At 66.0% G+C, this 12,357-nt stretch carries 11 protein-coding genes; 4 read left to right on the forward strand and 7 right to left on the reverse strand.

What is annotated here, in order from left to right:
* Positions 1–84 precede the first annotated feature (84 nt).
* The 5 genes from phnX to phnD all read right to left on the reverse strand — a co-directional run bounded on the left by phnX (position 85) and on the right by phnD (position 5,022).
* Entirely contained in the window at positions 85–996 is a 912-nt protein-coding gene (phnX, locus tag CT3_RS15555) for a phosphonoacetaldehyde hydrolase (RefSeq protein WP_083520309.1), read from the reverse strand.
* A gap of 175 nt (positions 997–1,171) precedes the next feature.
* Positions 1,172–2,263 carry an iron-containing alcohol dehydrogenase PsrA gene (psrA, locus tag CT3_RS15560; RefSeq protein WP_066534109.1) on the reverse strand — a complete coding sequence of 364 codons (1,092 nt, stop codon included), beginning with the start codon at positions 2,261–2,263 and terminating at the stop codon, positions 1,172–1,174.
* A 208-nt stretch (positions 2,264–2,471) separates the two neighbouring features.
* A complete protein-coding gene (gene phnE, locus CT3_RS15565) occupies positions 2,472–3,311 on the reverse strand; it encodes a phosphonate ABC transporter, permease protein PhnE (protein ID WP_066534111.1) in 840 nt (279 codons plus the stop codon).
* Positions 3,311–4,144: a phosphonate ABC transporter ATP-binding protein gene (gene phnC, locus CT3_RS15570; protein WP_066534113.1), complete on the reverse strand. Its 834-nt coding sequence runs from the start codon at positions 4,142–4,144 to the stop codon at positions 3,311–3,313. The genes phnE and phnC overlap by 1 nt, the downstream gene beginning before the upstream one ends.
* On the reverse strand, positions 4,141–5,022 hold the full coding sequence (gene phnD, locus CT3_RS15575; protein ID WP_066534115.1) for a phosphonate ABC transporter substrate-binding protein: 882 nt from the start codon (positions 5,020–5,022) through the stop codon (positions 4,141–4,143). Before phnD ends, phnC begins: the two co-directional genes overlap by 4 nt.
* A gap of 173 nt (positions 5,023–5,195) precedes the next feature.
* Between phnD and CT3_RS15580 the strand changes: the two genes are divergently transcribed.
* Positions 5,196–6,047, forward strand: a complete 852-nt coding sequence (locus tag CT3_RS15580) for a LysR substrate-binding domain-containing protein (protein ID WP_066534117.1) — start codon at positions 5,196–5,198, stop codon at positions 6,045–6,047.
* 130 nt (positions 6,048–6,177) lie between these two features.
* Here the strand turns inward: CT3_RS15580 and CT3_RS15585 are convergent, their stop codons facing one another.
* Both CT3_RS15585 and CT3_RS15590 read right to left on the reverse strand, forming a co-directional pair.
* The gene (locus CT3_RS15585) at positions 6,178–7,884 is read right to left on the reverse strand and encodes a phosphoethanolamine transferase (RefSeq protein ID WP_083520310.1); all 1,707 of its coding nucleotides are present in this window, start codon (positions 7,882–7,884) and stop codon (positions 6,178–6,180) included.
* A gap of 517 nt (positions 7,885–8,401) precedes the next feature.
* A complete protein-coding gene (locus CT3_RS15590; RefSeq protein ID WP_083520311.1) occupies positions 8,402–9,202 on the reverse strand; it encodes an IclR family transcriptional regulator in 801 nt (266 codons plus the stop codon).
* A 119-nt stretch (positions 9,203–9,321) separates the two neighbouring features.
* On the opposite strand from CT3_RS15590, the gene CT3_RS15595 reads away from it, so the two are divergent.
* Genes CT3_RS15595 through CT3_RS15605 form a run of 3 tightly spaced genes read left to right on the forward strand, consistent with a single transcriptional unit; the run spans position 9,322 to position 12,298 of the window.
* Positions 9,322–10,320, forward strand: a complete 999-nt coding sequence (locus CT3_RS15595) for a Bug family tripartite tricarboxylate transporter substrate binding protein (RefSeq protein ID WP_066534123.1) — start codon at positions 9,322–9,324, stop codon at positions 10,318–10,320.
* Between the two features lie 36 nt (positions 10,321–10,356).
* Complete coding sequence (locus tag CT3_RS15600; RefSeq protein WP_066534181.1) at positions 10,357–11,262, forward strand: amidohydrolase family protein; 906 nt, start codon at positions 10,357–10,359, stop codon at positions 11,260–11,262.
* Between the two features lie 19 nt (positions 11,263–11,281).
* The gene (locus tag CT3_RS15605; RefSeq protein WP_066534128.1) at positions 11,282–12,298 is read left to right on the forward strand and encodes a Bug family tripartite tricarboxylate transporter substrate binding protein; all 1,017 of its coding nucleotides are present in this window, start codon (positions 11,282–11,284) and stop codon (positions 12,296–12,298) included.
* The last annotated feature ends 59 nt before the right edge of the window (positions 12,299–12,357 follow it).

Consider the following 12,357-nt stretch of genomic DNA (forward strand, 5'->3'; position numbering starts at 1 on the left):
CCTACCCCGCCAGCAGCCCGGTTCAAACCCCAGGGCTCGGGCACACGCAGCGGATGCCGGGTGCCGATTGCCATCTGGCAGCCTTCAGGCCGGGGTCTTGCCTGCGCGCATGGCAGCGGCGATCTGGGCCAGCACGGCGGGCAGTTCGGCCACGCTGCGCACCACGTAGTGGGCACCGGCGGCCTTGAGCTTGGCTTCGGCCACGGCCACGCGGGCGTCCACTTCGTCCTTCGGGGCCTGGGCGTATTCCTGCACGCTGTAGCCCACTTCATTGCCGGACAGGCTCAGGCCCACGGTCCACATGCCGGCGCGCAGGCCTTCGTCGATGCCGGGCACGGTGTCGTCCACCTTCACGCAGGCGCGCACATCGCCAATGCCCAGGGCCAGCACATTGGCCAGCGCCATGAAGGGGCCGGGGCGGCCGCCGGCAGGCAGTTCGTCACCGGCAACCACATGGTCGGGTGCGATGCCGGCGGCGGCAGCCTGGGGAAGCAACTGGTTCAGCACCTCACGCGGGTAGCCCGAGCAGGAGCCCACTTTCAGGCCGTGGGCGCGCAGCCAGGGCAGCAGCTCTACCGCGCCTTCGATCGGCGCCGAAAACTCGCCCACCTTGGCAATCTGCATGGGCATGAAACGGGCGTAGATAGCGTCCACATCGTCATTGCCGGGTGCTCGGCCGAAGACGGTCTGCCACTGGGCGGCGATGCTGGCATCCTGCAGCAGCTGGTGGATGTGGTCCCACTTGCTCAGACCCATGGGGCCGCGCGCCTGTGCCAAGGTGATGGTGATGCCGAAGGTGGCAAAGGCTTCCACAAAGATCTGCGTGGGGGCCAGGGACCCAAAGTCGACCAGGGTGCCGGCCCAGTCAAAGATGACGGCCTGCAGCGGCGCCAAGTCTGCGGCGGAGCCGGTTGCTGCCGCGGCGCAGCTTGCGTTGAAGGTGGCGGACGAGGTCGAAGTGGTGGCCTGCGTTGTGGCGGATGTGGTGGCGTTCATGGCGAAGCTCCTGAAAAACAAAGAGGAAGGCAAACAGGGAGGAGGCTGCGCGGCCGCCTGCCGGGTCCACATGCACGGTGGTGCGGTCAGGGCAGTACGCGGCCAGCGGCAAGGTGGAGGTGGGGGACATGGCGGTCAGCGCAGCGCGGAAAAGGTCTGGGTCAGAGGGATAGGGTCAGGCCAGCGGACGGATGAAGTTGCGCCCGCGCGGGCCACTGGCGGCTTTCTGCACCATGGCCTTCCAGGCTGCGGGTGCCACGCCGTAGTGGGCAGGGTCGGTGGGCACGCCCAGCTGGTGCAGAAAGGCACGCAGCCGCTCACCTGCCAGCGCCGGGGTCATGGCGTCAAAGATGGACAGCAGCGCGGCATCGGCCACCGGGTCTGCGCCCAGGGCCATGTCCAGCACCAGCGGCAGGCTGAACGAGCAGGCAATGCCGTGCGGCACGCCGTGCTGCAAGGTGATGTCGTAGGACAGGGAATGCGCCAGCGCCGTCTTGGTGTTGGAAAACGCCAGCCCAGCCAGCAGCGCGGCCTGCGCCATGTCGGCACGCAGTTGCGGATTGCCCAGGTCTTGCATCAACGCCGGCAAGGTGGCCAGGGTGCAGCGGGCCGATTGCACAGCCAGCGCCATGGATACTGGGTTACGGTGCACGTTCCAGATGGATTCCAGGGCGTGTGACAGCGCATCCAGCCCCGCCGCCAGGGTGGCGCCTGCGGGCAGGCTGGCCATCAGCTCGGCGTCGATGAGGGCGGCTTCCGGCCAGGTGCAGTGCTGGTGCAGCGAATGCTTGCGGCTGCCAGCCTGGTCCCAGATGGTGGCCCAGGGTGTGACTTCGCTGCCGGTGCCGGCCGTGGTGGGGATGGCAATCAGCGCCTTGTGGGCGGCAGAGGCAGGCAGCTGACCGCCCTGCTCCAGCACGGCCAGCAGTTCGGCAAAGCGGCCGCCGGGCGTGGCGCAGAGCAGCGCCTTGGCGGAGTCGATGGCGCTGCCGCCGCCGAGCGCCACGATGACCGGCACATCGGCATGTTCGCGCTGCACCTGTTCGTACAGCGGGGCCAGCCAGTGCACATCGGGGTTGGGCTGGATGCTGTCGATCACGCCGCGCAGCTGGGCGCCGATGAGGCTGCGCACGCGCTGCACCAGGCCCAGGCTGTCAGCCTCCGGGAAGGTGACCAGCAGGCAGCTGCGACCCGCCAGCAGCGCGGGCAGCTGGTTGAGGCTGCCATTGCCGGCGGTGACACGCACGGGGTTGTGATAAGTCCACACGGGATAAGACCTTTGCAAAATTCAGGGTGAGACCGGCCTGCCGCACTGGCGGGCCAGTGCAGACAGAGGGGGTTGAAAGGGTGTTGGGTAGGGGTTCGGGGTGGTGGGGGTGACGGCGTTGCCGAGCTATGGCCCACCACGTGCGGTGTGCGCGGTGTGTGCCGTGGCCGTGCAAGCTGTGCAGGCCAGGTGGCACCACCGCACCGCGTCAGTGGCGGGGACCTTGCTGGATGCGGTTGCGCAGCCAGTTGGAGACCATGTCGGCGGCAATCACCATCACCGTGATGACGATGATGCAGGTGGCGGTTTCCTGGTAGCGGAACAGCTTGAGGCTGCTGACCAGTTCGAAGCCCAGGCCGCCCGCGCCCACCATGCCCAGCACGGTGGCCGAGCGCAGGTTCACTTCAAAGCGGTACAGCACCACGGCAATCCAGGCCGTGATGACCTGGGGCACCACGCCAAAGGCAATCACCTGCAGCTGGCTGGCACCGGCGCTGCGCAGGGCCTGCAGCGGGCCGTCGTCAATCTCTTCAATCGCCTCGGCAAAGAACTTGGCCAGCATGCCCATGCCGTGCAGCGCCAGGGCCAGCACGCCGGGGAACGGGCCCAGGCCCACGGCCGAGACAAACACCAGGGCCAGAATCAGTTCGTTGATGCTGCGCACCACGTTCAAAAACTGGCGGGTGGTGCGGCGCAGCCAGTGCCAGCCGTGCAGATTGCTGGCGGCCACAAAGGACAGCGGCAGCGCCAGGACCACGCTGAGCAAAGTGCCCCAGATGGCGATCTGGATGGTCTCCAGCGCCGGCGCCCACAGGCGCGGCAGGATGTCCAGATCCGGCGGCACGGAGCGCGCCAGAAAATCGCCGATCTGCGGCATGCCGTTGGCCAGTTCGCCCCAGCTCATCTGCGCGCCGCCGGCGCTCCAGTGCAGCACCCAGCCTATGGCCAGTGCCAGTGCGGCGTAGCCCAGCCAGCCGCTGGTGGTTTCCGGGCGGCCGGCCGTCCACTGCCAGCTGTCGCGTGGTGTCTTCAAGGTCGGGCTGTGCATCACATTGCTCCTGCGCTGGTGGCCAGTTGCGCGCTGCCGGCATGCCACGGGCCTGTGGGCGCATGCACGCTGTGGCTGGGGCTGGTGGCGGCATCCGCCGCTTGCGTATCGGTGCTGTAGATGGCGTTGAGTGCTGCGTCATCCAGCTGCGCCGGGGCGCCGTCAAACACCATGCGGCCCTGGGACAGGCCGACGATGCGGTCGCCAAACTCCTTGGCGTAGTCCACCTGGTGCAGATTGCAGACCACGGCAATGCCCATTTCACGGGTGGCGTCGCGCAGGTACTGCAGCACGCGGCGTGCGGTCTTGGGGTCCAGGCTGGCCACGGGTTCGTCGGCCAGAATCACCTGCGGCTGCTGGGCCAGGGCGCGGGCAATGCCCACGCGCTGCATCTGGCCGCCGGACAGCGCTTCGGTGCGTTCCAGCGCCTTGTGGGCCAGGCCCACGCGTTCCAGGCACTGGTCTGCCAGGGCAATGTCGCTGTGCTTGAAGAACTGCAGTACCGATGCCAAGGTGCCCACCTGGCCCAGGCGGCCGGTCAGCACGTTCTTGCGCACCGACAGGCGATGCACCAGGTTGTGGTGCTGGAAAACCATGGCCACATGGCGGGCCAGTTCGCGCCGGGAATGGGTCTGCATCAGGTCGATGCCGCCGACCTGCAGGGTGCCGCTGTCCGGCTGGTTCAGGCCGTTCATGCAGCGCAGCAGGGTGGATTTGCCGGCGCCCGAAAGGCCCAGCATGACCACGAATTCGCCGGCTTTCACATCCATGTCGATGCCGTGCAGCACATGGTTGCTGCCGTAGCTTTTGCGCAGGTTGCGGATGGTGATCATTTCATTTTCCCCAGGTCCAGATTCAGGGCCTTGGCGGTGGTGCGCACTACGTCATAGGCCTGGTCGTTGGTGGACGAGAAACCGTTCAGCTCGCCCCGGTCGCCCCAGGGCAGGCCTTTGATCTCGGCCATGGCGGCGGCCACTTTCTGCTTGGTGGCGGCGTCCAGGTTCTTGCGCCAGGCCATGGGCGATTCGGGGATGGCCTGCGAGCGCCACACCACCTGGAAGTCTTCGGCCTTGACCAGGCCCTTGGTGACGGCGTTGGAGAAGATGGGATCGGCCACGGCCGCGGCATCGACCTTGCCATTGGCCACGGCCATGATGCTGGCGTCGTGCGAGCCCGAGAAGATCACGCGGGAGAAGTACTTGTCGGTATCGACGCCCTCGCCTTTCAGGCCGGCCTTGGGGAACAGGTGGCCGGATGCGGAGCTGGGGTCCACAAAGGCAAAGGTCTTGCCCTGCAGCTGGGGCACGCTGGTCAGGCCCTTGTCCTTCTTGGTGATGATGATGCTGTGGTACGAGCTTTGGCCGGTCTTCTTGGTCACCGGAATCGCAAAGGCTTCGGCGTTTGCCATCTGGCTGGCCAGCACATAGGAGAACGGGCCGAAGTAGGCCACATCGATCTTGCCGGAGCGCATGGCTTCGATCACGCCGTTGTAGTCATTGGCCACAAAGGGTTTGACCTTCATGCCCGTCTTGGCGGCCAGCTGGTCCATCACCTGCTGGCTGGCGCGCATCATGGCCAGCGCGTCTTCGGAAGGGATCAGGCCCACACGCAGTTCGGTGGACTGGGCCATGGCGCTGCCGCCCATGCCGGCGGCGGCCAGGGCCAGGGTTGCGGTGGCGCATTGCAGCCAGGCTTTACGGGTCATCAACATGGGGGGAATCCTTTGCATCTCAGCATTCGCACTTGCGGGATGCCGTGCGATGGATGGAATGCTAGGGACGACATATGACTGTCATGTGAAGGTTTCAGAATCGGTTTGCACAGTTTCCATAGGTCACACCTTGAGATGATTCTTCTCCCCTGCTGCCGCCGGAGTGCGGCCCCATGAGCAACGCCCGCTACCGCACTTTTGTGGCCGTGGCCCACCACGGCAGCCTGAGCGCCGCCGCACGCGCGCTGGGCGTGAGCCAGCCCACGGTCTCCACCCAGATTGCCGCGCTGGAGCGGCAAAGCCAGGTGGAGCTGTTCCACCGCCAGGGCTACCGCATGGCGCTGACCACGGCCGGCAGCAAGCTGCTGTCGCTGGCGCAGCGCCTGCTGGCGCTGGAGTCGGAAGCCGCGTTCTTTCTGCGCGATTCAGGCAAGCTGCACCAGGGTGAGCTGAAGCTGGGCGCGGTTGGCCCTTTCCATGTGATCGAGATGGTGGCGGCCTACCGCGCGCGCTACCCCGGCATGCAGCTGTCGATCCGCATGGGCAATTCACAGCAGGTGCTGCACGACCTGGCGCACTACAGCACCGATGTGGCGGTGCTGGCCGGTCTGTACGAACGCCCCGAGCTGCTGGCGCGCGAATATGCGCGCCACGCCATCATTCTGTTTGCCCATGTGGACCACCCGCTGGCGCGGCACGACGAGGTGGACATCACCGCCCTGCACGGCCAGCCGCTGCTGCTGCGCGAACCCGGCTCCACCACCCGTGCGGCCATGGAGCAGGCCTTGCGCGCCGCCGGGGTGCAGCCCCGGCTGGGCCTGGAAATCGGCAGCCGCGAAGCCATCCGCGAGGCGGTGGCGCGCGGCCTGGGCATTGGCGCGGTGTCGGAGGCGGAGTTCATTCCCGATACGCGCTTCACGCCCATCCGCATTGCGGGCGCCCCGGCCTGTACCACCACCTATCTGTACTGCATGCAGGAGCGCAGCGACAGCGTGCTGGTACGGTCGTTCTGGGATGCGGTGTAAGCCGTGGGCCGGCTGCGGCGCCCAGGGTGCGCATGGTGTGCGTGGTGTTCGTGGTGCGGGTGAGGCCAGCCGTGCGCTGCGTACGGTATGCCGCGTACAACGCGACGTAGACGTCTGACGTGCCGCGCATTCAATCGGTGAACGAGGGGAGCTGGGTGCCCAGCTGGGGCAACTGGGGCGCCTGCCAGCGGTAGTCCGCATGCAGCACGTTGTGCTGCACCTGCTGGCCATGCCACTGCACCCCCAGCAGGTCCGCCAGCGTCCAGGCCGCCCAGTCCGCACGGAATGGCCGCTGGGCCCAGTCCGTCGGCATGGGCGCCGCCGCGTGTGACTGCCAGACGATGGCCGGGATGCGGTAGCCCGCCGCCGTGCCGGGGCTGTGGCCCACATGGTTGCCCACATGGCCGACTTCCTGTCCATGGTCGGACAGGTACATCCAGCCCGTATAGGCCTGTGGCCGGTCCGCTTCGCGCGACAGGCGCAGCAGCTCGGACACCACCGAGTCGTGGTAGAGCACGGCCGCGTCGTAGTTCTGGCGCAGCTCCCGCACCCAGACCGGGCGGCCCTGCCGGGCCATGGCCGCATCGACCGCGTCATCGGCAGCATCAAAGGGGTTGTGCCCTTTGGGAAAGCGCAGGCTGTAGTGCGGGTGCGCGCCCTGCATGTGGACCACGATGAACTTGCGCTGATCCGGCGCCTGCAGGGCGGTGTGGAATTCGTCCAGCATCTCGCCGTCCAGCGACATGCTGGAGCGCCCGGGTTCGCGGTTGATCATCTGCAGCACATCGGCGTGGCGGGCATGCTGCTGTTCGATGGCGACATCGTCGTGGTTGCTGATCCACCAGACCTTGTAGCCGGCCACCCGCGCCAGGGCCAGCAGGTGCTGGGCGTCGTCGGCCTCGGGCATGCCGAAGGAAAACAGGTTGCCGATTGCGGGCAAGGTGGCGGCATCCACCGACCAGGCGTTGCGCAGCACCTGCATCTGCGCGCCCAGCTGCCGCTGGTGCTGCTGCAGGCCGGGCGTGGTCTTGCGCCCATAGCCGTAGAGCGAGAAATTGTCGCGGTTGATGCTGTCCGTCAGCACCAGCACCACCGTGGAAGGCCCTTCACGCAGCACCACGGGCGCAGCGGCCTGAGCGCGCTCCAGCGCCTGGTTGCGCACCGCGTCCAGGTTGGCCCAGCCCTTGCGCAGTTTCTCCGTGCTTTCCACCCAGTGGGGCCAGAACAGCACCGGGTGCAGGCGGCGCCACGGCTTGTTGGCATAGGCCGCTGCTGACAACAGCAGCAGGATGCCGATCAGCACCAGCACCGCGCAGTCCATCAGCGAGCGCTTTCGGCCCGGGCCGGGCGCAGGCACCGCCTCCAGCCTGCCGGACACCTGCCAGATCCAGGCGGCCACGGCCGCCAGCACCAGGCCGAACAGCGCCAAGCCACGCCAGGACTGGGCCGCGTATTCCAGGCTTTCGCGCAGATTGGTATTGGCCATGGCACTGAGCACCAGCGTGGAATCCGGTGCGGCCTGGTAGCTGCTGAGCAGGTAGGTGCGTGCCGCGCCATCCAGCACGAACACCAGGATGCCCAAGGTGACCAGCCAACGCCGGACCATGATGCCCACAGGTGTGCGCAAGGGCATGCGCAACCACAGCAGCAGGGGCAGCAGCAAGGTCAGCAGCTGCGCGACACGCCGCCCCTCATAGCCCAGCACGATGAAACACAGACCGGGTGCGCCCAGTGCGGCCACGGTCAGCCAGCGTGCACGCCAACCAGAGCGGGGGGCGGCAGGGGGTGCAGCAGGGGGTGTGGTGCGGGATTCAGCGTCGGGGGATAGATCGGCCATCTCAGCGAAGAACTGCTTGGAGGTGCTTGGACCTGCCCGGAATTACCTGCGGTGCACCGCTGCAGGTACCGTTATCGACAAGTACCGCTACAGCGTGCGTGGGCAGGAGGCAGGCGTTGCGTGGGGAACGCGGCGCCCGCTGCCAGGCCAAGATGCCTGTGCAGAAACCGGAGCCCCCATGGGATTCGCGCGCGTTGCTATGTTTTTTTTGTCTATTTTGTTCGCTGTGCGAATACGCCGACTGGCATCCTAGCGGCGGGCGCCGCCGTGCAGCGGTTTCACCTGCTTTTTGTACGGTCATCCACACCCCAAACAGGCTTTGCTGGCCGCCCAGCAGGTTGGGGGGACAGCTAGGCACGCACACCTCGGGCAGGTTGGCCTGACGAACCGGGTTGCACCGTCCAGCCCCGGCGAATGGCCCAGTCATCGGTTGCCCAATCGCCTGAGAACTGCTCGGTCAATTCATCGAAGCACTACCCGCGGTTTTCGTGCGCGAAACACCAGGCGTGGGCATGTATCAAGGGTGCCAATGGCTTGCTCTGACTGCAGGCGCCGTCGCACCGGTATGGCCTGCCAATGCATAAGAGAGCTGATTGGCGGCAGCAATGACTGTGGGGGCCATCTCTTCCAACCTTTGCTGTGGCAAACGGGAGGCTGGACCAGACACGCACACCGAACCGAGAAGGCGCCAGTGCTTTCCAAAAACAGGAGCTGAAATGGTTGCAACTCCTTGCTCGCGCTCCCCGATGGACCAGTGAAAGCCCCGCTGGCGGATTTCTTCATACAGCGCGCCAGGCTCCCCCGAGAACGCCAGGATCACGCGCCCTGGCGAGCCCCGGTCCAGAGGCAGGCCTTCACCCATGCGCGCGTGGTGCCGCAGCGCCTGAGGTCCTTCGACACGCACGAGGCAGGTTCTCACGCTTCCTTCTCTGACATAGAACGCAGCGCTCTCTCCGCTGGCGGATGTCAATGCACGCAACGCCGGCTCCAGCACGTTCTGCACATCAAAGCCCGCTTGGTACCGTGCACCGAGCCAGCCCGCCGCAGGGCCAAGACGCCAATCCCCATCCTCGCGTTGGACCAGATAGCCAGACAGGGCCAGCGTGCGCGCGATGCGCAGCACCGTGGTTTTGTGCAACTGGCAGCGGCGACTCAGTTCGGCCAACGGCAGATGCGACTCTCCCAAAGCAAAGGCATCCAGCACCTGCATCGCTCGCACGACGGCCGTCACGCTGCCGGTGGATGGTTCCGCGACGATTTGGCTTGCCGAGACATCGCTCGACGGTGAGCTTGCGTGGCTGGCGGATGGGTTGCTCATGGTGCAATCTGTTTCGTTGTACGAAACTCCATTGTACCCGTTGAAACTTTTTTTTAGAGTCAGGCACCCCTCGGCGCATGACCAAGTGGGAGCACAAATAAACGATACGGAGACAACGTATGACCATCACGACACGAGCCATTTCCATGTCTGCGCGCCTTTGCACGTGGATGTTCGGCGCTTCCGTACTGGCTGTTGCCGCGGTGAGCGCACACGCCCAGGCCGGCTACCCCACCAAGCCCATTCGCCTGATCGTGCCGTTTCCTCCCGGCGGAGGCACGGACATGATTGCCCGTTCCGTGGCCCAAAAAGTCACGGAAAAGACCAGCTGGAATATCGTTGTCGATAACCGGCCCGGAGCAGGCGGGAATCTGGGGGTGGATGCCGCGGCAAAGTCCTCGCCAGACGGATACACCCTGGTCATGGGACAGACCAGCAACCTGGCGATCAATCCGGCGTTGTATAAAAAGCTGCCCTACGATCCGCTGAAGGATCTGGCCCCTGTGGCACTGGTGTCGTCTTCACCCATCCTGATGGTCAGCGGCAAATCCTTCACGTCGATGGCCGAAGTGCTGAAGGCCGCCAAAGCAAAGCCCGACATGATTACCGTGGGCTATGCGGGCAACGGCACCGTGGCCCATCTGGCAGTGACACAGATCGAACAGGCCAGCGGGGTCAAGCTGCGCCACATCCCCTACAAGGGCATTGCACAGGCGATCACCGATTTGTCTGGCGGACAGATTGATCTTTTTGTGGGCTCCATTCCATCGCTGATCGGCCAGGTGCGCAACGAAAAACTGCACCCTCTGCTGGTCACGTCCAAGCAGCGTTCCGGCCAATTGCCCGCGACACCGACCATGGCGGAAGCCAGCGGCAAGAACTTTGAAGCGATCACCTGGTTCGGCATCCTGGCGCCAGCGGGAACACCGGATGCCATTGTGCAGAAGCTGAACACCGCTATCAATTCGGCACTGGCTGAAGCAGATGTCGCGGAGAAATTGCGCTCAGAGGGCGGTGATGTCCTTGGAGGGAGCAGCAAAGACTTCCGCCTGCTGCTGCAGTCGGAAGTTCCTCGTTGGGCCAAGGTGGTCAAGGACTCTGGAGCCAGCCTGAACTGACGCTGCATTGCGTTCTCCCCTCCAGTGGATACCACCATGCATCGCGACAGCCTTGCTGCGCCCGTGCGCTTCTCAACGGGCATCGCGCGCCCCAGAACGCCGCTCCCGGCGGGGGCCTGTGACTGCCATGTACATGTCTACGACAGCAGCTTTCCGGCAGCCGCGGGGGCCAGGCTGCTGCCGCCCGATGCCTCGGTACATGACTACCGCGCTTTGCAAAAGCGCATTGGCACCACGCGCACCGTGCTGGTCACACCGTCCACCTACGGCACCGACAACCGCTGCATGCTGGAAGCACTGGCCTCCCTGGGTTCCGATGCCCGGGGCGTGGCCGTGATCGACGGCAGCGAGAGCGATGCCGAACTACAGCGCCTGCACGCCGTCGGTGTGCGCGGCGTGCGGTTGAACCTGTCACTCGGCGTGTCAGGTTCGGTGGACTTGTTGCGACCGCTGGCGCACCGCATCGCCCCGCTGGGCTGGCACCTGCAGTTGCTGATGGCGCCGGACATGCTGGCCATGCAGGGGGAAGTGTTGCGCCATCTACCGGTACCCGTGGTGTTTGACCATTTCGGGCGCATCGCACCCGCGCTGGCGGGCCGGCACCCCGCCCATGCCCTGCTGCTCGATTTGCTGCAGGCCGACCGGGCGTGGATCAAGTTGTCCGGAGGCTACATCGTGAGCGAACACCACGCCATGGACGACCCCGCGCTGGATGCGCTGGCCGCAGGCTACCTGTGCGCCGCACCACAGCGCGTGCTATGGGGCAGCGACTGGCCCCACGCCACCGCCTCGTCCGGCATGCAGCCCATGCCGGACGACGCTCGGCAGATCGACCGCCTGGCCGACTGGGCGCACCAGAACGGGGGACCCTCCGCGCTGCAGCGCGTGCTGGTGGACAACCCGGCGGCGCTGTACGGCTTCGCACCCCTTGCCTCTTCATAACAACCATACGGAGACAACCATGAACGCATCGACAGCCATCTCTTCTTCACCGGGTCGCACACGCCGCGCACTGATCGCCGCCGCAGGCGCTGCGCTGCTGGGACCGCTGTGTGTGGCGCCCCTGCAGGCGCAAGGCGACTGGCCCGCCGGCAAGGTCATCACCTGGGTGGTGCCGTACCCGCCGGGCGGCAGCACCGACGTGCTGGGTCGCAACGTGGCGCAGCGCATTGGCGCGTCACTGGGAACGAACGTCATCGTGGACAACAAGGCCGGCGCCACCGGCACCATCGGTGCGGCCTTCGTCGCCAAGGTGCAGCCGGACGGCTACACGCTGCTGGGCACCTCCATCGGCCCGCAGGCGATCGCACCGCACCTGATGAAGCTGTCCTATGACCATATCGCCGCGTTCGAGCCGGTGGCCATCATCGGCACCATTCCACACATGCTGGTGGTCGGCGCACACCAACCGTTCAAGACCGTGTCCGACCTCGTGGCCGCAGCCAAGGCGCAGCCTGGCAAGCTGGCCTTCGCCTCGGGCGGTAACGGCACCATCCTGCAGATGCAGGGTGAGCTGCTTCAGCAGCAAACGGGCGCGCGCTTCATCCATGTCCCCTACAAGGGCGACACGCCGGCGCTGCAGGACACGCTGGCCGAGCAGGTGCAGTTCATGTTCGCCCCCGTTGCCGCAGCGCTGCCGCACGTGCAGTCGGGCAAGTTGCGCGCGCTGGCCGTCACCTCGGCCCAACGCCTGAAGGCGCTGCCGGAGGTGCCCACCATGGGCGAAGTTGGAATGCGCGACTTTGTGGTGGAGCAGTGGCAGGCCGTGTTCGCGCCAGCCAGGACGCCTGCAGCCGTCGTACAGCGGCTGAACAAGGACATCAACCAGGCGCTGAAAGACCCCGCACTCATTGCACTGGCAGACCGCCTCGGTGTGACGCTGGTGGGCGGCACTTCCAAACAGCTCGGCGACCTGCAGAAGGCCGACTCGGCCAAGTGGGCCAAGGTCATCAAGGACGGAAACATCAAGGCCGAGTGAGGCCCATGTTGTTGCCATTGACCGTACTGCATCTTTCCCCCAACCCTATTGGAACCACA

The organism is Comamonas terrigena NBRC 13299 (genome assembly GCF_006740045.1).
GTDB classification, from domain to species: domain Bacteria; phylum Pseudomonadota; class Gammaproteobacteria; order Burkholderiales; family Burkholderiaceae_C; genus Comamonas; species Comamonas terrigena.

Bases quoted from the DNA above. Each gene is read 5' to 3' on its own strand.
- phnX (WP_083520309.1), bottom strand. From the start codon at position 996: ATGAACGCCACCACATCCGCCACAACGCAGGCCACCACTTCGACCTCG.
- phnE (WP_066534111.1), bottom strand. From the start codon at position 3,311: ATGCACAGCCCGACCTTGAAGACACCACGCGACAGCTGGCAGTGGACG.
- phnC (WP_066534113.1), bottom strand. From the start codon at position 4,144: ATGATCACCATCCGCAACCTGCGCAAAAGCTACGGCAGCAACCATGTG.
- phnD (WP_066534115.1), bottom strand. From the start codon at position 5,022: ATGTTGATGACCCGTAAAGCCTGGCTGCAATGCGCCACCGCAACCCTG.
- CT3_RS15580 (WP_066534117.1), top strand. From the start codon at position 5,196: ATGAGCAACGCCCGCTACCGCACTTTTGTGGCCGTGGCCCACCACGGC.
- CT3_RS15585 (WP_083520310.1), bottom strand. From the start codon at position 7,884: ATGGCCGATCTATCCCCCGACGCTGAATCCCGCACCACACCCCCTGCT.
- CT3_RS15590 (WP_083520311.1), bottom strand. From the start codon at position 9,202: ATGAGCAACCCATCCGCCAGCCACGCAAGCTCACCGTCGAGCGATGTC.
- CT3_RS15595 (WP_066534123.1), top strand. From the start codon at position 9,322: ATGACCATCACGACACGAGCCATTTCCATGTCTGCGCGCCTTTGCACG.
- CT3_RS15600 (WP_066534181.1), top strand. From the start codon at position 10,357: ATGCATCGCGACAGCCTTGCTGCGCCCGTGCGCTTCTCAACGGGCATC.
- CT3_RS15605 (WP_066534128.1), top strand. From the start codon at position 11,282: ATGAACGCATCGACAGCCATCTCTTCTTCACCGGGTCGCACACGCCGC.